Here is a 22,381-nt window from a genome sequence, read left to right on the forward strand (position 1 = left end):
TCAGCGGGACAACGTCATCATGCGGGGATGCCTCAGCGTAGTCGCCTCGCCACGGAGATCGCCGCCGTGCTCCGCCGGGAACGCGGGTCCCGACGGCTCACCCAGCAGCAACTGGCAGACCGGGCCGGCACGAGCCAGAGTGCGGTGGCCCGTGTCGAGCGTGGCGAACGGATTCCGGGCATTCCGCTGGTCGAACGGCTCTTCGCCGCCCTCGACCTACAGCTCGCCGTCACCACCGAGCAGTTGGACAGCCAACTCGACGCCCGGATGGACGCCCTCGCCGCTCGGCCACTCCGCGACCGGATCGGCGACCTGGAACTCGATCTCCTGCTCGACCGGCTGGGCGACCTGCCCTACCGGCTGACCGGCAGCACCGCCGCGCTGCTTCAGGGCGCCCCGGTACCGGTCGACGTGGTCGAGATCGCGGTCCGTTGGCGCGACTCCGCCCGGTTCACCGCCTGGTTGAGGGCCGCCTACGGACAGCGTTGGGACGCCCGGTGGCGCGAGTTCGGCGGACTGTACCTCGAACCGGAAGAGCCGGGCGAGCATCTCTGGCGGACCAGGTACGGCGACCTCCGCGCGCAGATGTGCGACGAGCTACCCCCGGCGGTCGAGGTACGACACGACGAGCGCAGCTACCGGGTGGTGCCGTTGTTGGCGGTGGAGCTGACCGATCCGCGCGCCGCCGACCTGCTGCGCCGGCACCGCCAGCGGGCTGCCGGCGGTGCCGGGAAGAGCGGTTGACCGTACGGAACCCTCGACGGGGCCCACCGGGGCACAGCGGGGCCTCGGTCGGCCGAGGCCCCGCCGCCGGGCAGCACGAGTGCGATTGGCCGCGCCGCTGCCCGGAAGGGCCGGGCGGGCCGGGCGGTCGGTCGGACCGGCGGGTCAGCCGGCCGAGCGTTCCCAGTCGATGGTGGGTAGACCGGCGTCGGCGAGGGCCTTGTTGGTGGCGCTGAACGGGCGGCTGCCGAGGAAACCACGCGGGTTCATCGGGCTCGGGTGACCGGCCTCCAGCACCACGTGCCGGGGGTTGGTGACCAGGGCCGCCTTCTTGCGGGCGTAGCCGCCCCAGAGCAGGAAGACCACCGGTTCGTCCCGGGCGTCCAGGGCCCGGATGGTGGCGTCGGTGAACTCCTCCCACCCCTTGTTCGCGTGCGACCCGGGGCTGGCCTGCCGGACGGTCAGCACCGCGTTGAGCAGCAGCACGCCCTGCGCCGCCCAGCCGTCCAGGTTGCCGCTGCGCGGCTTCGGCACGCCCAGGTCCTCACTCAGCTCCTTGAAGACGTTACGCAGCGACGGCGGCACGGACACCCCCTCGCGCACGCTGAAACTCAGCCCGTGCGCCTGCCCCGCTTTGTGGTACGGGTCCTGACCGAGGATCAGCACCCGGCACTGATCCGGCCCGCACAGCCGGTACGCGGAGAAGAGATCCTCCAGCGGCGGGAAGACGGTCTGGGTGGCGTACTCGTGGGCGACGAAGTCGGCCAGCGCCGCCGTACGGGCCGGGTCCAGGTGCGGGGTGAGCACGGCACGCCACGCCTGCGGGAGCAGTGCCAGCAGGTCGAGGGCGGGGGTGTCGTCGGGCATCGGCAACCTTTCGCAACGAAGTCCCCGGAACTCTAGGCAGCGGGTACGACAGCCCTCAGCCCAGGGCGGTCAGCCGCTGCGCCCAGTCCCCGCCCACCGGCGTCAGCTCGACCACCCGCGTGTCGTCGTCGCGCCGGTCGATGCACACCCGCAGGTGGGCGTCGACCAGCTGCTCGACCAGCCCCTCACCCCACTCGACCACGGTCACCGAGTCGTCCACCGAGGCGTCCAGGTCCAGGTCGTCGATCTCGGCGCGCGGGTCGGTCGCGTCGCCCAACCGGTACGCGTCGGCGTGTACCAGGTCCACCGTGCCGCCGCGCGTCGGATCGGGCCGGTGCACCCGGGCGATCACGAAGGTCGGCGAGGTGATGTCGCCGCGTACCCCCAGGCCGGCGCCGAGGCCCTGGGTGAGCGCGGTCTTGCCGGCTCCCAGCGGGCCGGTGAGCAGCAGCAGGTCACCGGCGCGCAGCAACCCGGCCAGCCGGCGGCCGAAGGCGTGCGTGTCCTCGACCGTCGGCAGCGTGACGGTCACCCTCACAGTGCCTCCAGGAAACGTTCCAGCGCGGCGTTGACCTCGTCGGCGTGCTCCAGCATCACCACGTGCCCGCTGTCATGGATCTTGATGTACTCGGCGTGCGGCAGCCGCCGGACGATCTCCTCCGAGTGGACCACCGGCGTGATCATGTCCTTGTCGCCCACCACGACCAGCACCGGCGTGCCACTCAGCGCGGCCAACGCCGGGAACCGGGAGTGGGTGGCCAGGGTCCGCAGGTAGCGGGTCACCGTGTCGGCCGACGTCCGGGAGTTCATCTGCTCCACGTACGACACCAGGGCCGGGCTCGGTTTCGGGGTGCCGAAGCCGTACCGGCGGGTCAACAACCAGGCCACGTTGGAGGTGGACCTGCGGGCCCGGTCGATCACGATCCCGCCGTACCGGGTGGCGTTGCTCATCATGAACAGCACCGGCGAGCCGACCCGGCCGAGCAGCGCCGGCGCGACCAGCTTCGTCTCGGCGAGCAACCCGCCCGACGTGGCCATCAGCACCGTGCCGACCACCCGGTCACCGAACAGCTCCGGGTACGCCTCGGCGAAGGCCATGATGGTCATCCCGCCCATCGAGTGACCCACCAGCACCAGCGGCCCCTCCGGGGCGGTCCGGTCGATCACCCGACGCAGGGTGTGCCCCAGCGCGGCGAGGTCGTACTCGCCGGTCTCCAACCGCCCCGACCGGCCGTGCCCCGGCTGGTCGTACGCGACGACCCGGTAGTCGCCCCGGGCGGCCAACAGCTGGCGCTGGAAGTGGAACGTCCCCATGTCCAGGCAGAAGCCGTGCACCAGCACCACCGTCGGGTGTCCCGGCACCGGTCGGGTCGGCTCGACCACCTCGACGTGGATGTCGGTGCCGTCCGGCAACTCCAGCCGGTACGCCTCGTCGTAGCGCTGCGCGCCGAAGTCCTCCCCGACGTACGGGTCGGCGGGGTCGGCCTTGAGCCGGCGGACCAGGGCACGTTCGGTGGCCACCCCGGCGGCCAGCCCGGCGGCGGCCACCCCCACCGCGGCACCGACCACCCCGGCCACCCTTCCGACGGCGGTCCTCGGCCGGGGCACCCGGAACCGGTTGACGGCGCTCACGGCCGCTCACCGTCGTAGACCCGGGGCACCCGGACCCCGCCGAACCGGGTGACGATCTCGTAGTTGATCGTGCCGACCGCCTCGGCCCAGTCGTCGGCGGTAGGCACCCCGTCGTCGCCGCTGCCGAAGAGGGTCGCCACGTCACCGGCGGCCACCTCGTCCGCGCCGCAGTCGAGCACGAACTGGTCCATGCAGACCCGGCCGGAGATGGTGCGGCGCTTGCCGCCGAGCTGCACCGGGCCGACGTTGGAGGCGTGCCGGGGCACCCCGTCGGCGTAGCCGAGCGGCACCACCGCCAGGTTCGCCTCCTCCTCGGTGGCGTACGTGTGGCCGTACGAGACGCCGGTGCCGGCGGGAACCCGCTTGGTGAGCATCACCCGGGCCCGCGCGGTCATCGCCCGCCGCAACCCGAACTGCTCACCGGCGATCGGCGACAGCCCGTAGACGGCGATCCCGGGCCGGACCAGGTCGAAGTGGGTGTCCGGTCGGGTCAGGGTGGCGGCCGAGTTGGCCAGGTGCCGGTAGCGGGGGCGCAGGCCGGCCCGCTCGGCCATGGCCAACCCCTCGTGGAAGACCGCCAACTGCCGGTCGGTGGTGGGGTGGCCGGGCGAGTCCGCGTACACGAAGTGGCTCCACACCCCGACCACCTCGACCAGGCCGTCGGCCTGGGCCTTCGCGGCGGCCTCCAGCAGGGTCGGCCAGTCGGCGACGGTGGCCCCACCGCGCGCCAGACCGGTGTCGATCTTCAGGTGCAGCCGGGCCGGCCGGTCGGCGGCCCGGCCCGCCTCGACCATCTCGTCGAGCTGGGGCAGGCTCGCGGCGGCTAGGTCCACCCCGGCGGCCACCCCCTCGTGCAGGGGCAGCCCCGGGTCGAGCAGCCAAGCCAGCACCGGCGCGGTGATCCCGGCCCGGCGCAGGGTCAGCGCCTCGTCGAGGGTGCACACCCCGAGCCAGTCCGCCCCCGCATCGAGCGCGGCCCGCGCGGACGGGACCATGCCGTGGCCGTACCCGTCGGCCTTGACCACCGCCATCAGCTCGGCGCTGGTGCCCGACCGGAGCCGGGCCACGTTGTCACGGATCGCGTCCAGATCGACGCGCACCTCGGCCTGCCACATGCGCCCAGCCTACTGGCGTCGGTGATCAGCGGGCCGGTGGACGCCGACCAGGCCCGCCGCCAGCGGGAGGCGGTCAGAGCAGGGGGGCCACCACCGGACGCAGCGCGGCCACCACGTCCGGCGCGGCCACCGGGCCACCCCGGGCCGCCTCCCGCCCGGCCAGCCCGTGCAGGTACGCCGCGACGGCCGCCGCCCGCTCCGGGGCCAGCCCGGCGGCGAGCAGCGAACCGAGCAGCCCGGCCAGCACGTCCCCGGTGCCCCCGGTGGCCAGCGCGGGGCTGCCGGTCGGGTTGACGTACACCCGGCCGTCCGGCGTGCCGACCACCGTGCGGTCCCCCTTGAGCAGCACCGTCGCGTTCATCCAGGCGGCCAGCCGCAGCGCGGCGGCGACCCGGTCGGCCCCCGGCTCCTCCCCGCACAGCCGGGTGAACTCGCGGTCGTGCGGGGTGACCACGATCGGGGCGTCCCGGTCGCGCAGCCGGCCGGCGAGCGAGCCGTCCACCAGCAGGGTCAGCGCGTCCGCGTCGAGCACCACCGGCACCGGCGCGGCCAGCACCGCCCGCAGCTCCGCGCCGGCCTGCTCGCCGGTACCCAGACCGGAGCCGCAGACCCAGGACTGCACCCGGCCCGCACCGGCGACCCGGTCGGTGGCGATCACCGACGGATGCTGCCGGACCGCCTCGTCCCGGGCGCCACCGGCGTACCGGACCAGGCCGGTGGGGCCGGCCAGCGCGCCACCCACCGAGAGCACCGCCGCCCCCGGGTACGTCCGCGACCCCGTGGCCACCCCGACCACGCCCCGGCTGTACTTCTCCGAGGACGCACCGGTGCGGGGCCACCAGTCGACCACGTCCGACCACTCGGTCACCCGTAGCGCGGGGGTGCCGCGCAGCCACGGCCCGAGCCCGATGTCGACCAGCTCGACCTGCCCGGCGAGCGGGGCCGCCGGGCCGACCACCAGGGCCGGCTTGAGCGCGCCGAAGGCCACCGTGACGTCCGCCCGGACGGCGAGCGGCCGACCCGACCCGTCCAGCGGGACGTGCCCGGTGTCCACCGCCACCCCGCTGGGCACGTCCACCGCCACGACGGTGGCCCGGCCGCCGTCGCGGCCCCGCAGCGCGGGCAGGCCGGCGACGAGCCGGTCGGCGGCCTCCCGCAGCCCGCCGGTGCCCCCGATCCCGACGATCCCGTCGAGCACCAGGTCGACGGTGGCGGGCGGGGCGTCGACCAGTCGGCCACCGGCGGCCCGCAGCGCGGCCAGCCCCTCGGCGTGCGCCCGCCCGGGGGTGACCGGCAGCACGGCGACCTGCGCGCCACGCCGGGCCAACCGCTCGCCCGCGTAGAGCGCGTCGCCGCCGTTGTCCCCGGTGCCGACCAGCAGCAGCACCCGCGCGCCGTACACCCCGCCCCGGTCGGCGAGCAGCAGGGCACAGCGCCGGGCCAGCCCGGCCGCCGCCCGCTGCATCAGCGTCCCGGGCGGAAGGGTCGCCATCAGGCCGGCCTCCGCCGCGCGTACGTCAGACACCCGCCACACCGGTTTCATGCCACCCCCGTCTTCCTGCACCCCGTCCCGTTCGGCACCTGGACGGGCCGACCGGCCGGGCCCGTTCCGATCCGCGCGTGCGCGTCCGTCGTGGTCGAGATCACCCTACCGGCGATGGGGGCGGCAGATTAGCCACCGGCGTCGCGGTGGGCAAGACCTGTGGACAGCCCACGGGTACGACCGTCGCCCGTCGTCCACAGGGCCGGATCGACGGCTGTCCGGTCACCTAGCGTCGGTGCCGCGATCGGCAGCGGAGCCGGCAACGGGGGCGGGGAGGAACGCGAATGACGGACGAGCCGGTGCAGGTCGACCTGTCGGTGCTGCGGGTGGCGGCGGGCGGGCTGGCCGACGAGGCGCACGCGTTGGCCCAGGGGCTGGCGGGCCGGCCCGGGTTGGTGCTGTCCGCGCCGGGTTGGCGGGCCGGCCCCGCCCTGGGCCGGCTGGAGTCGGCGGTGCACACCTGGCACGGGACGCTCGGCAGCCGGGTGGCCGAGACCGGCACCGCGCTGCGCGCCGCCGCCGAGGCGTACACGGCGGCCGACGACCGCGCCGCCGGGCGGCTGGCCGGGCACCCCCGATGATCGGGTACGCGCAGCTCTGGGCCGCCTCCCCGGGCGACTGGGACGCGGCGGGGGTGGCCTGGCGCGGGGTGGCCACCCCCGTCGGGCGGCGGCGGGCCGGGTTGGCCGACCGGGCGGCGGCGCTGCGGGCGGGTTGGTCCGGCGGGGCGGCCACGGCAGCCGGCGGGCGGCTCGACGGGCTCCGGGCGGAGTTGGCCACCATCCTGCCGGCACTGGTCGAGATCGAGCAGGTGCTCGCCGAGTTCGCCGGTCGGCTCCGGGTGGCGAAGGCCCGGCTCGCCGAGGCGGTGACGCTGGCGGACCGCACCGGCGTGGCGGTGGACCGGCACGGCGGCGTACGGGCGCTGCCCCCGGTATGGCGCGGCCCCGACTCGGGTGTGCTCCCGGCCGGTGTGGGCACCCGCCTTCCCGGCACGGGCACCGGGGGCGGCGCGGGCGGGGCCCCCGGTGCCGAGCCCGGTGCCGTCCGCGGACCCGGTGCCGTCCGCGGACCCGGTGCCGTCGGCGGGGCGGGCTCGGCGGGGGCGGTGGGCCAGGTGGCGGCGGCGCTGCGGGACGCGCTCGCGCTGGCCGACGCGGCCGACCGGGAGGCTGCGGCCCGGCTGACCGAGCTGGCCGGGGCGGCCCACACCGGCTGGGTCGAGCGGCCACCCCCGGGGCGACCGGCGGACGACGCCGCCCCGGCGCTGGTCCGCGCCTGGTGGACCACCCTCACCCCGGCCCAGCGGCGCTGGTTGGTGGTGCACGAGCCGGCCCGGATCGGCCGGCTCGACGGGGTGCCGGCGACGGCTCGTGACCAGGCCAACCGGCTGCTGCTGGCCGGTCATCGGGAGGCCCTGCTGGCCGAGCGCCGGTCGTTGTCGGCCCGCCTTCCGCGCGAACGCGCCGGCCTGCGTCGGGTCGAGCGGGCGCTGGCCGTCCTGGACGGGCTCGCCGGGCGGTTGGCCTCGACGACCCCACCCCGGGCATACCTGCTCGGGCTCGACCCGCGAGGTGACGGACGGGCGATCGTCGCGCTGGGCAACCCGGACCGGGCCGGCCGGGTGCTGACCTACGTGCCGGGGATGACCAGCGACCTCGCCGACGTCCCCGGTGAGCTGAGTCGGGCCGCCCGGGTGCAGGCCAGGTGCGCCGCCATCGCCCCCGGCGAGGAGACGGCAGCGGTGCTCTGGCTGGATTACGACGCGCCCGACTTCCTGCCCGAGGCATCCTCGCCGGCCCAGGCCAACGACGCCGGGCCGGCGTTGCACCGCTTCCAGGAAGGGCTGCGCGCCACCCACGACGGGCCGGCAGCCCGGCAGACCGTGCTGGGGCACAGCTACGGCTCGTTGGTGGTGGGCAGCGCCGCCCGGGACCACGGGCTGGCCGCCGACGCGCTGGCCTTCGTCGGCTCACCCGGGGTCGGGGTGGACCGGGCCGGGGCGCTCGGCCTGCCACCGGACCGGGTCTGGGCGAGCACCGCCCCGGACGACGTGATCAGGCTGGTCGAGCCGCCCCGCGACCTGGCCGGCCGGGCGGTGCTGGCCACCTCGCCGCTGGCCAGCACCGCCTGGCTGCTCCGCCCGGACGACCACCAGCTGTGGTTCGGGCACGATCCGAGCGATCCCGGATTCGGCGGCCGGACCTTCCCCAGCAGCCGGTACGGCCACACCGGCTACTGGGAGCCCGACAACCCGGCCCTGGACGGCATGGCCCGGATCGTGCTCGGCCGGTGACCGGTGCGCTACTCGACGGTGACCGACTTCGCCAGGTTGCGCGGCTGGTCGACGTCGTGCCCCCGGGCGGCGGCGATCTCGGCCGCCAACACCTGCAACGGCACGGTGGTGACCAGCGGTGCGAGCAGGGTCGGCGTACGCGGCACATAGATCAGGTGGTCGGCGTAGCGGACCACCGCCTCGTCACCCTCCTCGGCGATCACGATGGTCCGGGCACCCCGGGCCCGGACCTCCTGGATGTTGGAGACGACCTTGTCGTGCAGCATGCCCCGGCCGACCGGCGACGGCACCACGCAGATCACCGGGGTGCCCTTGTCGAGCAGCCCGATCGGGCCGTGCTTCAGCTCACCGGCGGCGAACCCCTCGGCGTGCATGTACGCCAACTCCTTGAGCTTGAGCGCGCCCTCCAGGGCCACCGGGTAGCCGACGTGCCGGCCGATGAACAGAATGGTCGGCTCGGACTTCAGCTCCCGGGCCAGCTCCCGCACCGGCTCGATCCGGTCGAGCAGCTCACGCAGCTTGCCCGGCATCTCCTGGAGCTGGGCCACCACCGCGCCCACCTCGTCGGCGAACTTGATCCCGCGTACCTGGGCCAGGTGCAGTCCGATCAGGTAGCAGGCGACCAGCTGGGTGAGGAACGCCTTGGTCGAGGCGACCGCGATCTCGGGGCCGCCGTGGGTGTAGAGCACGGCGTCGGACTCGCGCGGGATGGTGGAGCCGTTGGTGTTGCAGATCGCCAGCACCCGGGCCTTCTGCTCCTTGGCGTGCCGCAGCGCCATCAGGGTGTCCATCGTCTCGCCGGACTGCGAGATCACCACGATCAGGGTGGACCGGTCGAGCACCGGGTCGCGGTAGCGGAACTCGCTGGCCAGCTCCACCTCGCAGGGGATCCGGGTCCAGTGCTCGATGGCGTACTTGGCGACCATGCCGGCGTGGTACGACGTGCCGCAGGCCACGATCATGATCTTGTCGACGTCGCGCAGGTCCTGGTCGCTGATCCGGACCTCGTCGAGGGCGATCTCGCCGGTGTCGGTGAGCCGGCCGAGCAGGGTGTCCGCGATGGCCTGCGGCTGCTCCTCGATCTCCTTGAGCATGAACCAGTCGTAGCCGCCCTTCTCGGCGGCCGAGGAGTCCCAGTCCACGTGGAAGTCCTTGCCGGTGGCCGGCTGCCCGTCGAAGTCGGTGATCTCGATGCTCTCGCCGGTGATCAGGACGATCTGGTCCTGGCCCAGCTCGACCGCCTCGCGGGTGTGCTCGATGAACGCGGCCACGTCGCTGGCCAGGTAGTTCTCCCCCTCGCCCCGGCCGACCACCAGCGGCGAGTTGCGCCGGGCGCCGACCACCGCGCCGGGGATGGCGGCGTCGACGGCGAGCAGGGTGAACGCGCCCTCCAGCCGGCGGCAGACCACCCGCATGGCGGCGGCGAGCAGCTGCGGGCTGTCGGTCCCACCGGCCGCGCGCAGTTCGGCGAGCGCGTGGGAGAGCAGGTGGGCGGCGCACTCGGTGTCGGTGTCGCTGGTGAACTGGACGCCGTCGTCCTCCAGCTCGGCGCGGAGCTTGGCGAAGTTCTCGATGATGCCGTTGTGGATCACGGCGACCCGGCCGTCGGGGGCCAGGTGCGGGTGGGCGTTGCGGTCGGTCGGGCCGCCGTGGGTGGCCCACCGGGTGTGGCCGATGCCGGTGGTGCCGTCGCCGATGCCGACCGGACTGGCGGCGCAGTCGTCCGGGTTGCTGGCGGCCCGCTCGGAGAGGACCTTCTCCAGGTTGGCCAGCTTGCCGGCCTTCTTCTCGGTGAGCAGCTCGTCGTCGCAGACGATCGCGACCCCGGCCGAGTCGTAGCCCCGGTATTCCAGCCGCCGCAGTCCGTCGAGCACGATGCCGAGCGCCGGGCGCGAGCCGGCGTAACCCACGATTCCACACATGGTTCGCAGCCTAACCCAGCTTCGCTCACCTCGCGTGCGCAGAAGCCGGGTAAACAATCACCAAATTTGAGCGATCAGGCAACAACGGGCGGCAACCGGGCGACCCTCCCACCCCGCCGAAGGTACGGGGTTGCGAGCGACGCGGCGGTACGACAGTCTCTCGGCGACCCTGGAACGTCCCTGGGACGGCCGGCTCGCCCCTTTCCCTCCCTTCCGTCCCCGGAGCAGCCATGTCCGACACGCCACCCCCCAGCGATCCCCCACCCCCGCCCAGTGACCCGGCACCTCCACCCGGCGACCCGTCGCCCCCGCCCGGCGCTCCGGGCAGCCCGAACCCCGCCGGTGACCTCAGCCCGGGTCACCCGGGCGGCCCCGCTGCCGACCCGACGGCCGGCCCGTCCGCCTGGACCCCGCCGGACCCGCTCGCGGTTCCGCAGCCCTGGGCCGCGCCCGATCCGTGGCCCGGCAACCCGCCGGCCGACGGCCCCACCACCGGCCCGGCCGGATCGGTTCCCCCCGGCCCGCCCGTCGGTCCCGCCGACCCACCCGGTCCCACCGGCTGGCCCGGCACGGCCCCCGGAGCGCCCGCGTCCGCCGGCTGGCCCGGCATGCTCCCCGGAGCGCCCGAAGGCCCGCCCGCTTCCGCCGGCTGGCCCGGCGCGGTCCCCGGGATGCCCGGCGGCCCACCCGGTGCCGGATGGCCACCGCCGGGCTACCCGCCGCCGTTCGCCCATCCCGGGTACCCGCCGTCGGGCGGGCGGACCTCCACCGGCACCGGTCAGGTGGTGGGGATCGTGATCGCCGTGGTCGTGGTGCTCGTCCTCGGACTCTGCGTCTGCCTCTGCGGGGGCAGCGCCCTGCTGGGCCGGCTCGGGTCGGGCACGGCCACCGAGGACCCCTACGACCACGGCTACTACGACGACGACCCCGAACCCAGTTGGAGCCCGCCGCAGCCGTACCCGCCGGGCGTGCCCGTCACCAGGCCCGCCGACGGTCCCGGCCGGTACACCCTGACGTACGAGGTGACCGGCACCGACCTGGGAGGATCCCTCCGTTGACGCCGACCGCCGGTCGCGCCGCCGACCCGGGAGGTGGTGCCCGCCGCCACGACCCAACTGCCGGTCGGCGTCACGCTGTGGACCGGGCAACCACCAGCCGCGCGGGAATCGACGGCCACCAGCCGTGTGGAACGGACGGCCACGAGCCGTAGGCTGGCGGACGTGACGACGCCGACCGATGTCGACCCGCTGGTGGCCCGGATGCGTCCGTTCGGGACGACCGTGTTCGCCGAAATGTCCGCGCTCGCCGTCCGGACCGGCGCGGTCAACCTGGGCCAGGGCTTCCCTGACACGGACGGGCCACCGGAGATGCTGGCCGCCGCCGCCGAGGCGTTGCGCTCCGGCCAGAACCAGTACCCGCCCGGTCCGGGGATTCCCGCGCTGCGCCGGGCCGTCGCCGACCACCAGCGCCGCTTCCACGGCCTGGTGTACGACCCGGACGGCGAGGTGGTCGTCACCGCCGGGGCGACCGAGGCGATCGCCGCCAGCATCCTCGCGCTCTGCGAGGCGGGCGACGAGGTGGTCTGCTTCGAGCCGTACTACGACTCGTACGCCGCGTCGATCGCGCTGGCGGGGGCGGTACGGCGGCCGGTCACCCTGCGCCCCGGCGGCGGCGGCCGGTACGCCTTCGACCCGGCCGAGCTGCGCGCCGCGTTCGGGCCGCGTACCCGGCTGGTGCTGCTGAACTCTCCGCACAACCCGACCGGGAAGGTCTTCACGGCGCAGGAGTTGGCGCTGGTCGCGGACCTCTGCCGGGAGCACGACGTGTACGCGGTCACCGACGAGGTGTACGAGCACCTCGTCTTCACCGACGCCGCCGCCCCACACCTGCCGCTGGCCACCCTGCCGGGGATGTGGGAACGGACCCTGCGCATCTCGTCGGCCGGCAAGACCTTCTCCTGCACCGGTTGGAAGGTGGGCTGGGTGAGTGGCCCCGCCGCGCTGGTCTCGGCGGTGCTGCGGGTCAAGCAGTTCCTCACCTTCGTCAACGCGGCACCGCTGCAACCGGCGGTCGCCGTGGCGCTGGCCCTGCCCGACGACTACTACACCGGCTTCCGCGACGGTCTTCAACGGCAGCGGGACCTGCTGATCGGCGGCCTGACCGACGCCGGTTTCGAGGTGCTGACCCCGGAGGGGACGTACTTCGTCACCGCCGACATCACCGGGCTGGGCGGTCGGGACGGGCTGGAGTTCTGCCGGTCCCTGCCGGAGCGCTGCGGGGTGGTGGCCGTCCCCACCCAGGTCTTCTACGACGATCAGGAGGCCGGTCGGCGGCTGGTCCGGTTCGCCTTCTGCAAGCGCCCGGAGGTGCTGACCGAGGCGGTGGGCCGGCTGCGCGGACTGGCGGCATGACCGCCGAACCCTACCGGCGGGAACAGCGCGTCCGGGTCAGCCGGTGATCCTCCGGGACGACCGACCCACCGCCCCGACCACACGTGACGGATCAGGCGGTGGCGCTGGCGGCACGGACCTGCTCGGCGATCCGCTCGGCCACCGACCGGGCGATCTCCTCGGTGCCGGCCTCGACCATCACCCGTACCAACTGCTCGGTGCCCGACGGGCGCAGCAGCACCCGGCCGGTCTCCCCCAGCTCGGCCTCGGCCCGCTCGGCCTCGGCCCGGACGGCGGGCGCGGCGGCCCCGACGGTGCGGTCACCGACCGGCACGTTGATCAGCACCTGCGGCAGCTTGGTGACCACCGAGGCCAGCTCGGCCAGTGACCGGCCGGTGGCGGCCATCCGGGCCATCAGGTGCAGGCCGGTGAGGACCCCGTCCCCGGTGGTGGCGTGCGCGGGCATGACGAGGTGGCCGCTCTGCTCGCCGCCGAGGGCTAGGCCGGAGGCGCGCAGCTCCTCCAGGACGTACCGGTCGCCGACCTTGGTCTCGACCAGCCGGATGCCCTGCGCGGACATGGCCAGCCGCAGGCCGAGGTTGCTCATCACGGTGGCGACCAGGGTGTCCTGGGTCAGCTCGCCGGCGTCCCGCAGGGCCAGGGCGAGGATCGCCATCAGCTCGTCGCCGTCGACCTCCTCGCCGTCGGCGTTGACCGCCACGCAGCGGTCGGCGTCGCCGTCGTGGGCGAGGCCCAGGTGCGCGCCGTGCTCGACCACGGCGGCCCGCAGGCTGTCGAGGTGGTTGGAGCCGCACTCGTCGTTGATGTTGAGGCCGTCCGGCTCGGCGTGGATCGCGATCACCTCGGCGCCCGCCTCCCGGTAGGCCACCGGGGCGACCTCGGCGGCGGCGCCGTTGGCGCAGTCGACCACGACCTTGATGCCGTCGAGGCGGTGCGGCACCGTGCCGACCAGGTGTTGCACGTAGTGGTCGGCACCGTCGAGCAGGTCGTGCACCCGGCCGACCCCCGCACCGACCGGGCGGTCCCAGGCGGTGGTGGCGTTCGCCTCGACGGCCGCCTCGATCCGCAGCTCGATCTCGTCGGGCAGCTTGTGCCCACCGGCGGCGAACAGCTTGATCCCGTTGTCCGGCATCGGGTTGTGCGAGGCGGAGAGCATCACGCCCAGGTCGGCCTTGGCCTCGGCGGTCAGGAACGCCACGGCGGGGGTGGGCAGCACTCCGACCCGGACCACGCTGGCACCGGCACTGGTGAGGCCGGCGACCACGGCGGCCTCCAGCATCTCGCCGCTGGCCCGGGTGTCCCGCCCGACCACCGCCAGCGGCGGATGGCTGCGGTCCGACTCGGCCAGCGTGTGGGCGGCGGCCACCGCCACCGCGAGCGCCAACTCCGGGGTGAGATCCACGTTCGCCCGCCCGCGTACGCCGTCCGTGCCGAACAACCGCCCCATACCCGCGAACCTCCGGTGCAACTGCAATGAGTGGAGAAAGCGGAACGGCCGGGCCACCTCCCGTAGAAGGGAGGTGGACCCGGCCGTTCTCAGAAGTACAACGCGCTGCTGGTGATCAGCGCTTCGAGTACTGAGGCGCCTTACGGGCCTTCTTGAGACCGTACTTCTTGCTCTCCTTGACCCGGGCGTCCCGGGTCAGGAAGCCGGCCTTCTTCAGGGCCGGGCGGTCGTCCGGCTCGTTGACGATCAGCGCGCGGGCGATGGCGAGCCGCAGCGCACCGGCCTGGCCGGTGGTGCCGCCGCCACGCAGGTTGGCGATCACGTCGAACGTCTCGGGCTTCTCGGCGGTGACCAGCGGGTCCTTGATGAGCTGCTGGTGCACCTTGCTCGGGAAGTATGCCTCGAGGTCACGGCCGTTGCAGGTGATCTTGCCACTGCCGGGGACGATACGGACCCGGACGATGGCCTCCTTGCGGCGGCCGACGGTCTGGATCGGTCGGTCACCACGCGGCGCGCGGGCGACGGGCGCGGGCGCCTCGGTGGCCTCAGGGGCAACCTCGGTCTCGGTGATGTCGGTCATGCTGTTTCCTTCGCCCTCGCTCACTGCGCGATCTGCTTGATCTCGAACGGCACCGGCTGCTGCGCCAGGTGCGGGTGCTCGGCACCGGCGTAGACCTTCAGCTTCTTGATCAGCTGACGGCCGAGCTTGTTGTGCGGGAGCATCCCCTTCACCGCCAGCTCGATGGCCCGCTCGGGCCGCTTGGTCAGCAGCTCCTCGTAGCCGATCTGCTTGAGGCCACCCGGGTAACCGGAGTGCCGGTAGGCGACCTTGGTCTGCCGCTTGTTGCCGGTCAGCGCCACCTTGCCCGCGTTCACGATGACGACGAAGTCGCCCGTGTCGACGTGCGGCGCGAAAGTCGGCTTGTGCTTGCCGCGCAGCAGCGTGGCGGCGTGGGTGGCCAGGCGGCCCAGCACGACATCAGAGGCGTCGATAACGTGCCACTGACGCTCGATCTCACCCGGCTTCGGGCTGTACGTACGCACAGGTCTACCTTGTCTCGTCGTCGGTCTGGGGTCGCGCGCCGAGGTGACCAGAGGCTTCCCGGCCGGACCAGCGCGCACGAACGACCAAGCGTACCTGAGCGGCACGCCTCTGGATGTCGTACAACAGCAGGCAACGATACCCGGCACCCCGTCGGCTGGTCAAAACGGGGGGTCGGCCGGCCTCACCTGCGATTTCGCGGCATGACAAGGGTCACACCCCGGTCAACCTACCCGGACCGGGCCGCAGGTAGACCGCCCAGGTCACCACGAAGCAGAGCGCGTACCAGCCGATGAAGGCCAGATAGGCGGCGTCCGCGTTGCCCGAGGCGAGGAAGGACTGCCGGAAGGCCACGTTCACCAGCACCCCGCCCGAGGCGCCGACTGCACCGGCGATGCCGATCAGGGCCCCGGAGAGCCGCCGGGCCCGGCGCTGCGCCGCGGCCGGGTCGCCGGTCAGCTCCGCCTCGGCCGCCGCCCGGACCCGGAAGATCGCCGGGATCATCTTGTACGTCGACCCGTTGCCGACGCCGGAGAAGACGAACAGCGACAGGAACCCGGCCAGGTAGAGCGGGTACGACCGCTCCCGGGCGGCGTACAGCACCAGGCCGGCGCCGGCAGCCATCGCGACGAAGTTCCAGAAGGTCACCCGGGCCCCGCCCAGCCGGTCGGCGAGCTGCCCGCCCAGCGGCCGGATCAACGAGCCGATCAGCGGCCCGAGGAAGGTCAGCCAGGCGGCGTCGACCGGGGTGGGGAACCGCTCGGCGAACTGGAGCTGGAGCACCTGCCCGAAGGCGAAGCCGAAGCCGATGAACGAGCCGAAGGTGCCGACGTAGAGCAGCGACATCACCCAGGTGTGCCGGTCGCGGGCGGCCTCCCTCAGCGCGCCGGGCTCGTTGTGGGCGTCCGGGATGTTGTCCAACCAGCGGGCGGCGGCGAGCGCGGCCAGCACGATCAGCGGCAGGTAGACCGCCGGGACCAGCCGGGGGTACGCGGCCCCGGCGGTGGCCAGCACCGCCAGCCCGACCAGTTGCACCGCCGGCACGCCGAGGTTGCCGCCACCGGCGTTGAGCCCGAGCGCCCGGCCCTTGAGCCGGTCGGGGAAGAACAGGTTGATGTTCGCCATCGACGAGGCGAAGTTGCCGCCGCCGACCCCGGTCAGGCAGGCCAGCACCATCAACGTGGAGTACGACACCCCCGGCTCCAGCAGCACCGTCATCGGCACCGCCGGCACCAGCAGCAGCAGCGCGCTGACGATGGTCCAGTTCCGCCCGCCGAACCGGGCCACCGCCAGGGTGTACGGCAGCCGCAGCACCGCCCCCAGCGCGGCGGGTACGGCGGTGAGCAAGAACTTCCCCGCCGGGTCGATGCCGTACGCCGGGCCGAGGAAGAGCACGGTGACCGACCAGAGGCTCCACACCGAGAACCCGACGTGCTCGGCGAAGATCGACACCCAGAGGTTACGGCGGGCGATCGGGGCTCCGGTCGTCCGCCAGAAGGTGGGGTCCTCGGGACGCCAATCGTCGATCCGGTGCCGACGTCCGATGCCGGTTGCGGCGGCTCCGGCCCGGCCGTCGACAACCGTGCTGGCGACCCGTGGTTCGGCGGCGGTGGCAGTGGCCGTGGCGGTGGCCGCGGGATCGACGGCCGGTGGATCGGTGGCGGTGGCGGTGGCCGCGGGATCGACGGCCGACGACTCGACGGCCGGTGGATCGGCGGCGGTGCTGCTGGCGAGCGTGCTCACGGCGACTCCTCCTGGTCGTGGTGAGCGGAAACGCTAGGCAGGCCGGGTTTCCCGAGGGTGCCTCCCACGGGTCGTTCCGGAAACGGAGACCGCACGTCGGCCAGGACCCGACGGTGAGGCCGTGCGGCGGTGAGGTCGCGCGGCCCAGCGGTCGCGCGGCCCAGCGGCGGTCAGAGCTCCTGAAGGATGCGCAGCGCGCGGGTCACCCGCTGCATGGTCTCGGTGTCGGCGACGTCCACGCACTCGGTGAACCACTTCTTCATCGGCGCGGACAGCCGGTCGGGCATCACCACGTTCCGACCCATCGGCACGGCGAGCGGGGAGTCGCGCAGCAGCGCGGTCTCGACCACCTCGGCGACGATCACGATCGGCACGTCGGTGGAGTTGTAGACGTCGGAGCTGATCACCAGCCCGAGCCGCTCCCGGGCGCCCTCGATGCGCCAGACCTCTCCCCTACGCAGCACGTGGGCGACCGCCGAAGAGCACGTCGGCGACCATCCCCACCTCGCGGGCGTCGGCGAGGGCGGCGGATTCCAGGTCGAGCCCGGCCCGGCCGACCGCCTCGGCGTGGGCGGTGAAGACCTCCCGCAGGGCCTTCTCCCGGGCGGCCTGGTCCATCCAGGCGGAGAGGGAGAGCCCTTCCCGCTTGGCGAACCGGCGGGCTTCCTCGATCGTCTCGTCGGAGAACGAGAGAGTCACCTTGGCAGTCATGCCACCAACCCTACCCCCGGTATGACCATCGGTCATCCTCCGCGCTTTCCCAGCAAGAACCCCGCCCGCCGCACACCTCCCCACCCCGATGCCCCAGCAAACACCCGGCCACCCCACGAGCGACCCCACGCCAGCCTCACGGGCACTCTCACCCTCATCGGTGCGAGATCTTGGACAGTTCCTGCTCGCAGGGAACAGAAACTGTCCAAGATCTCATCGAGCGAGGGGCGGGCGAGGTGGGGACGGCGGGGCAGGCAGTCAGGACAGTGGCAGGGCAACCGGCGGGCGGGGCAGGGCAAGCGGGCAGGGCGGGCGGGCAAGCCGGCGGGGCCAGATAGGCGGGTAGGAGGCAGAGCAAGCGGGCAAGGCGGGGCCAGGCAGGCGGGGGCGGGGGATCCAGGGTCAGGTGGACGGGCGGCGTCCGCCGAAGACGGCGAATCGCCAGGCCTTGTAGAAGCAGTCCACGTCGACCAGGCCGGCGTCGGCAAGCCACCGGCACTGGTCGGTCACCGATACCGGACGGTCGTGCCGCATCCGCTCCCGGGCGGCGGCGATCTCGTCGGCGTCCGAGCCGCGTGCAGCGGTCTGCGCCAGCCAGATGTCGTCGTACCGGCGGTCCAGGGTCGGGGTCGGGCCGGCCACCTGCTCGGCGTTGACGAAGACCCCGCCGGGGACGAGCGCCTCGGCCGCGCGACGGTAGAGCGCCCGCTTGCCGTCGTCGTCGAGGTGGTGCACGGCCAGGGCGGTGACCACCGCGTCGTACCGGCCGGTGGGGAGCGGGTCGGCCAGGTCGGCGACGACGGTCCGGTGCGCCACCCCCCGGGCCGCCAGCCCGTCGGCGGCGACCGCGAGCATCCGCGCGGCGCCGTCGACCAGGGTCACCCGCACCCCGGGCAGCGCCGCGCTGAGCAGCAGCGAGAGCAACCCGGTGCCGGCACCCAGATCGAGCACCTCGGGGGTACGCCCGGCGGCGAGCGCGGCCCGCAGCGGTGGGGCGGCGACCTCGACGGCGGTGCCGTAGAAGTCATCGAAGCAGGGGACGAGCCGGCGGCGGGCCTGATCGTACGAGCCTGCCGCAGCATCGAAGGCCGTCGTCACGTCCATGATCCACCCCTCTCACATCATAGGATAGCTGTCCCACATCATAGACCCTACCGACCGGCACGCTGCGCCCGTGCGGTGTGAGCCGGTCTTGACAGGACCGAAACATAAGAGACCCGGGTCGGAAACCGCCCGGCGGCACGCTTTCCCGACATGACAGACGGTGCACGCGCCGCGACGCGAACGGGGTCTCCACCCCGGGAGGCGGAGACGCACTGCCCGTACTGCGCGCTCCAGTGCGGCATGGTCCTCCGGAACACCGACGACGGCCGGATCGAGGTCCAGCCGCGACAGTTCCCCACCAACCGGGGCGGGCTGTGCCAGAAGGGCTGGACCGCCGCCGAACTGCTCGACCACCCCGACCGGCTGACCACCCCACTGGTCCGCGACCCGTCGGGCGAGCTACGCCCGGCCAGCTGGAACGACGCGCTGGACCGGATCACCGACGGGCTGCGCACCATCCACCGCACCCACGGGCGGGACGCGGTCGCGGTCTTCGGCGGCGGCGGGCTCACCAACGAGAAGGCGTACGCCCTCGGCAAGTTCGCCCGGGTGGCGCTGCGGACCCGGCACATCGACTACAACGGCCGGTGGTGCATGTCCTCGGCTGCGGCGGCCGGGCTGCGCGCCTTCGGTGTCGACCGGGGGCTGCCCTTCCCGCTGACCGACCTGGGTCGGACGGAGACCCTGCTGCTGGTCGGGGCGAACCCGGCCGAGACCATGCCGCCGCTGATGCGGCACGTGGCCGACCAGCAGGCCCGGGGCGGCCGGCTGATCGTGGTCGACCCGAGGCTCACCGCCACCGCCCGCCAGGCCGACCTGCACCTGCAACCGCTGCCCGGCACCGACCTGGCGGTCGCCAACGCACTGCTGCACATCGCGCTCACCGAGGGGCTGATCGACCGGGAGTACGTCGCCGCCCGCACCGAGGGTTTCGACGCGGTACGCCGTACCGTCGCCGGCTACTGGCCCGCCGAGGTGGAACGGCTCTCCGGGGTGCCGGTGGCCGACCTGGAAGCGACCGCCCGCCTGCTCGGCACCGCCGGCTCGGCGGTCATCCTCACCGCTCGGGGTGCCGAACAGCACGCCAAGGGCGTCGACACGGTCAGCGCGTACGTCAACCTCGCCCTCGCCCTCGGCCTGCCCGGCCGCCCGCACTCCGGGTACGGCTGCCTCACCGGCCAGGGCAACGGCCAGGGCGGACGCGAGCACGGCCAGAAGGCCGACCAGCTCCCCGGCTACCGCAAGATCGACGATCCGGCAGCCCGCGCCCACGTCGCCGGGGTCTGGGGTGTCGACCCGGCCGAACTGCCCGGCCCGGGTGTGCCGGCCTACCAACTGCTCGACTCGCTCGGCACCCCCGACGGCCCCCGGGCACTGCTGGTCTTCGGCTCCAACCCGGTCGTCTCCGCGCCCCGGGCGGCCCGGGTCGAGTCCCGGCTACGCGGGCTGGACCTGCTGGTGGTGGCCGACTTCCTCCGCTCCGAGACGGCCGAGTTGGCCGACGTGGTGCTCCCGGTCGCCCAGTGGGCCGAGGAGGACGGCACGATGACCAACCTGGAGGGCCGGGTGCTGCGCCGCCGCGCGCTGCGCGAACCACCCCCCGGCGTCCGCACCGACCTGGCCGTCCTCGCCGACCTCGCCGACCGCCTCGACGACACCGCCGCCGCACCGTTCCCGGCCGTCCCGCTGACCGCCGGCCCGACCAGGACCGACCCCACGGGGAGCGACCCGGCCGAGGCTTCGGCTGTCTCCCCGGGCCCGGCGACCGCCCGGGACCGCTTCCCCACCGACCCGCGAGTCGTCTTCGCCGAGCTGCGGCGGGCCTCCGCCGGGGGTGTCGCCGACTACGCCGGGGTCACCTGGGACCGGATCGAGGCGTCCGACGGCGTCTTCTGGCCCTGTCCCGACCCGGACGGGCCGGACACCCCCCGGCTCTTCGCCGACGCCTTCCCCACCCCGACCGGCCGGGCCCGGTTCCACCCGGTGCACCACCGGCCGGCGGCCGAGGAGGTCTGCGCCGACTACCCGCTGCACTTCACCACCGGGCGGGTACTGGCGCAGTACCAGTCCGGCGCGCAGACCCGGCGGGTCGCCGCGCTGCGCCGGGCCGCCCCCCACGGCTTCGTCGAGCTGCACCCCGACCTGGCGGCCCGGCTCGGGGTCGCCGAGGGCGACGAGGTACGGGTCGCCTCCCGCCGGGGTGAGCTGCGGGCACCGGCCCGGCTCAGCCCGACGATCCGGCCGGACACCGTCTTCGCCCCGTTCCACTGGCCCGGGGCGGCCCGCGCCAACTCGGTCACCAACGACGCCGTCGACCCGGTCTCGGGGATGCCGGAGTTCAAGATCTGCGCGGTCCGGGTGGAGCGGGCATGACCGGACGGATCGTGATCGTCGGGTACGGCATGGCCGGCTCCCGACTCGCCACCGAGCTGCACGCCCGCAACGGGGACCGGAAGGTGACCGTGCTGGGGGCGGAACCGCACCGGGCGTACAACCGGATCATGCTCTCCACGCTGTTGGCCGGCAAGATCGACGAGCCCGATGTGGAGCTGGCCGAGGTCGCCGGGCAGGGCACCGACGTGCGGACCGCGGTGGTGGCCGCCGCGATCGACCGGGCGGCCCGCACGGTGCGCACCGCCGACGGCGACCGGATCGACTACGACCACCTGGTCCTCGCCACCGGTAGCCGGGCCGTGGTGCCCCCGCTGCCCGGCCTCGACCCGGCCGCCCTGCCGGCCCGGGTGGCCGTCTTCCGTACCCTGGCCGACTGCCGCCGCATCCTGGCCGCCGCCCGGTCCGCGCGCACCGCGCTGGTGCTCGGCGGCGGGCTGCTCGGCCTGGAGGCGGCGCGCGGCCTGGCCGCCCGGGGGCTGGCGGTGACCGTGGTCCACCCCCATGGGCACCTGATGGAGCGGCAGCTCGACCCGGCCGCCGGCGCGGTGCTCGTCGACACCCTGGCCGGGCTCGGCGTCGCCACCCGGCTCGGCGTGCCGGCGACCGGGTTGGCCGCCGACGCCGACGGGGTCCGCCTCGACCTGGCCGACGGCACCCACCTGCACGCCGACCTGCTGGTGCTCTCCTGCGGGGTACGCCCCGACACCGACCTGGCCACCGCCGCCGGGCTGGCCGTCGACCGGGGGGTGCTGGTCGACGACCGGCTGCGCACCGACGACGAGGCGATCTCGGCGATCGGCGACTGCGCCCGTCCCGGCGGCGGCCCGACCGGGCTGGTCGCGCCCGCCTGGGCGCAGGCCCGGGTGGTGGCCCGGCTGCTCACCGGCGAGGACCACACGGCCCGCTACCGGCCCCGGCCGGTGGTGACCCGGCTCAAGGCCGCCGGAATCGATCTCGCCGCGATGGGCGACCCGACCGCCGGGCCCGGCGAGGAGTTGACCTTCGCCGATCCGGCCCGGGGGACGTACGCCCGGCTGCGGATCCACCACGACCGGTTGACCGGGGCGATCCTGCTCGGCGACAACCCGGCGGTCGGCACGGTGGTGCAGCTCTTCGACCGGGGTGCCCCGGTCCCCACCGACCGACGGTCGCTGCTGCTCGGCCGGGCGCTCGGCGGGGCCCCGGCGACGCCCGCCGCGTCCCCGGCGCTGATGCCGGACGCGGCGACCGTCTGCCAGTGCAACGACGTCGACAAGGGCACCCTGGTCCGCTGCTGGCGGGCCGGTGCCCGGACGGTCGACGAGGTGGTCGCCGCGACCCGGGCCGGCACCGGCTGCGGCGGCTGCCGGGCGGCGGTCGCCGGGATCGTCGGCTGGTTGTCCGAGGTGGATTCGGTGGGGACGCCCCGATGACCGTGATGACACCACGAGG

The 22,381-nt window shown here is 74.3% G+C and carries 20 protein-coding genes; 7 read left to right on the forward strand and 13 right to left on the reverse strand.

Annotated elements, in window-relative coordinates:
• The first annotated feature begins 27 nt into the window (after positions 1–27).
• Positions 28–744 carry a helix-turn-helix domain-containing protein gene (locus ACIG87_RS05860; protein WP_396848586.1) on the forward strand — a complete coding sequence of 239 codons (717 nt, stop codon included), beginning with the start codon at positions 28–30 and terminating at the stop codon, positions 742–744.
• 144 nt (positions 745–888) lie between these two features.
• Here ACIG87_RS05860 and ung read toward each other — a convergent pair whose 3' ends face one another.
• From ung to ACIG87_RS05885, 5 genes are all read right to left on the reverse strand, one after another.
• Positions 889–1,590 (reverse strand): uracil-DNA glycosylase, encoded by a 702-nt coding sequence (ung, locus tag ACIG87_RS05865; protein ID WP_396848588.1) that lies wholly within the window; start codon positions 1,588–1,590, stop codon positions 889–891.
• A 55-nt stretch (positions 1,591–1,645) separates the two neighbouring features.
• Entirely contained in the window at positions 1,646–2,128 is a 483-nt protein-coding gene (gene tsaE / locus ACIG87_RS05870; RefSeq protein WP_396848590.1) for a tRNA (adenosine(37)-N6)-threonylcarbamoyltransferase complex ATPase subunit type 1 TsaE, read from the reverse strand.
• Positions 2,125–3,222 (reverse strand): alpha/beta fold hydrolase, encoded by a 1,098-nt coding sequence (locus ACIG87_RS05875; RefSeq protein WP_396848592.1) that lies wholly within the window; start codon positions 3,220–3,222, stop codon positions 2,125–2,127. Before ACIG87_RS05875 ends, tsaE begins: the two co-directional genes overlap by 4 nt.
• A complete protein-coding gene (gene alr, locus ACIG87_RS05880; protein ID WP_396848593.1) occupies positions 3,219–4,337 on the reverse strand; it encodes an alanine racemase in 1,119 nt (372 codons plus the stop codon). The genes ACIG87_RS05875 and alr overlap by 4 nt, the downstream gene beginning before the upstream one ends.
• Before the next feature lie 73 nt (positions 4,338–4,410).
• Positions 4,411–5,880: an NAD(P)H-hydrate dehydratase gene (locus ACIG87_RS05885; RefSeq protein ID WP_396848595.1), complete on the reverse strand. Its 1,470-nt coding sequence runs from the start codon at positions 5,878–5,880 to the stop codon at positions 4,411–4,413.
• A 284-nt stretch (positions 5,881–6,164) separates the two neighbouring features.
• Here ACIG87_RS05885 and ACIG87_RS05890 point away from each other — a divergent pair, with 284 nt between their 5' ends.
• On the forward strand, positions 6,165–6,461 hold the full coding sequence (locus ACIG87_RS05890) for a hypothetical protein (RefSeq protein ID WP_396848597.1): 297 nt from the start codon (positions 6,165–6,167) through the stop codon (positions 6,459–6,461).
• Positions 6,458–8,176, forward strand: a complete 1,719-nt coding sequence (locus ACIG87_RS05895) for an alpha/beta hydrolase (RefSeq protein ID WP_396848599.1) — start codon at positions 6,458–6,460, stop codon at positions 8,174–8,176. Before ACIG87_RS05890 ends, ACIG87_RS05895 begins: the two co-directional genes overlap by 4 nt.
• An 8-nt stretch (positions 8,177–8,184) precedes the next feature.
• On the opposite strand, the gene glmS is transcribed toward ACIG87_RS05895, so the two are convergent.
• Positions 8,185–10,098, reverse strand: a complete 1,914-nt coding sequence (gene glmS, locus ACIG87_RS05900; protein ID WP_396848600.1) for a glutamine--fructose-6-phosphate transaminase (isomerizing) — start codon at positions 10,096–10,098, stop codon at positions 8,185–8,187.
• A 230-nt stretch (positions 10,099–10,328) separates the two neighbouring features.
• On the opposite strand from glmS, the gene ACIG87_RS05905 reads away from it, so the two are divergent.
• On the forward strand, positions 10,329–11,156 hold the full coding sequence (locus ACIG87_RS05905; protein WP_396848602.1) for a hypothetical protein: 828 nt from the start codon (positions 10,329–10,331) through the stop codon (positions 11,154–11,156).
• 162 nt (positions 11,157–11,318) lie between these two features.
• Positions 11,319–12,509, forward strand: a complete 1,191-nt coding sequence (locus ACIG87_RS05910; protein ID WP_396848604.1) for a pyridoxal phosphate-dependent aminotransferase — start codon at positions 11,319–11,321, stop codon at positions 12,507–12,509.
• A 91-nt stretch (positions 12,510–12,600) separates the two neighbouring features.
• On the opposite strand, the gene glmM is transcribed toward ACIG87_RS05910, so the two are convergent.
• The 7 genes from glmM to ACIG87_RS05945 form a co-directional block, all read right to left on the reverse strand.
• Positions 12,601–13,956 (reverse strand): phosphoglucosamine mutase, encoded by a 1,356-nt coding sequence (glmM, locus tag ACIG87_RS05915; RefSeq protein WP_396848606.1) that lies wholly within the window; start codon positions 13,954–13,956, stop codon positions 12,601–12,603.
• A 115-nt stretch (positions 13,957–14,071) separates the two neighbouring features.
• Positions 14,072–14,536: a 30S ribosomal protein S9 gene (rpsI, locus tag ACIG87_RS05920; protein WP_396848608.1), complete on the reverse strand. Its 465-nt coding sequence runs from the start codon at positions 14,534–14,536 to the stop codon at positions 14,072–14,074.
• Positions 14,537–14,556: 20 nt separating this feature from the next.
• Entirely contained in the window at positions 14,557–15,000 is a 444-nt protein-coding gene (gene rplM, locus ACIG87_RS05925) for a 50S ribosomal protein L13 (RefSeq protein WP_030489638.1), read from the reverse strand.
• Positions 15,001–15,211: 211 nt separating this feature from the next.
• Positions 15,212–16,543: an MFS transporter gene (locus ACIG87_RS05930; protein WP_396848748.1), complete on the reverse strand. Its 1,332-nt coding sequence runs from the start codon at positions 16,541–16,543 to the stop codon at positions 15,212–15,214.
• 368 nt (positions 16,544–16,911) lie between these two features.
• Positions 16,912–17,205, reverse strand: a complete 294-nt coding sequence (locus tag ACIG87_RS05935) for a type II toxin-antitoxin system PemK/MazF family toxin (RefSeq protein WP_396848609.1) — start codon at positions 17,203–17,205, stop codon at positions 16,912–16,914.
• On the reverse strand, positions 17,195–17,452 hold the full coding sequence (locus ACIG87_RS05940; protein ID WP_091241872.1) for a DUF6364 family protein: 258 nt from the start codon (positions 17,450–17,452) through the stop codon (positions 17,195–17,197). The genes ACIG87_RS05935 and ACIG87_RS05940 overlap by 11 nt, the downstream gene beginning before the upstream one ends.
• A 402-nt stretch (positions 17,453–17,854) precedes the next feature.
• Positions 17,855–18,556: a class I SAM-dependent methyltransferase gene (locus tag ACIG87_RS05945; RefSeq protein ID WP_396848611.1), complete on the reverse strand. Its 702-nt coding sequence runs from the start codon at positions 18,554–18,556 to the stop codon at positions 17,855–17,857.
• Positions 18,557–18,706: 150 nt separating this feature from the next.
• Here ACIG87_RS05945 and ACIG87_RS05950 point away from each other — a divergent pair, with 150 nt between their 5' ends.
• Both ACIG87_RS05950 and ACIG87_RS05955 read left to right on the forward strand, forming a co-directional pair.
• On the forward strand, positions 18,707–20,929 hold the full coding sequence (locus ACIG87_RS05950) for a molybdopterin oxidoreductase family protein (RefSeq protein ID WP_396848613.1): 2,223 nt from the start codon (positions 18,707–18,709) through the stop codon (positions 20,927–20,929).
• On the forward strand, positions 20,926–22,362 hold the full coding sequence (locus ACIG87_RS05955; RefSeq protein WP_396848615.1) for an FAD-dependent oxidoreductase: 1,437 nt from the start codon (positions 20,926–20,928) through the stop codon (positions 22,360–22,362). Before ACIG87_RS05950 ends, ACIG87_RS05955 begins: the two co-directional genes overlap by 4 nt.
• Positions 22,363–22,381: the final 19 nt, after the last annotated feature.

This window comes from Micromonospora sp. NPDC051925 (assembly GCF_044548625.1).
Classification (GTDB): domain Bacteria; phylum Actinomycetota; class Actinomycetes; order Mycobacteriales; family Micromonosporaceae; genus Micromonospora.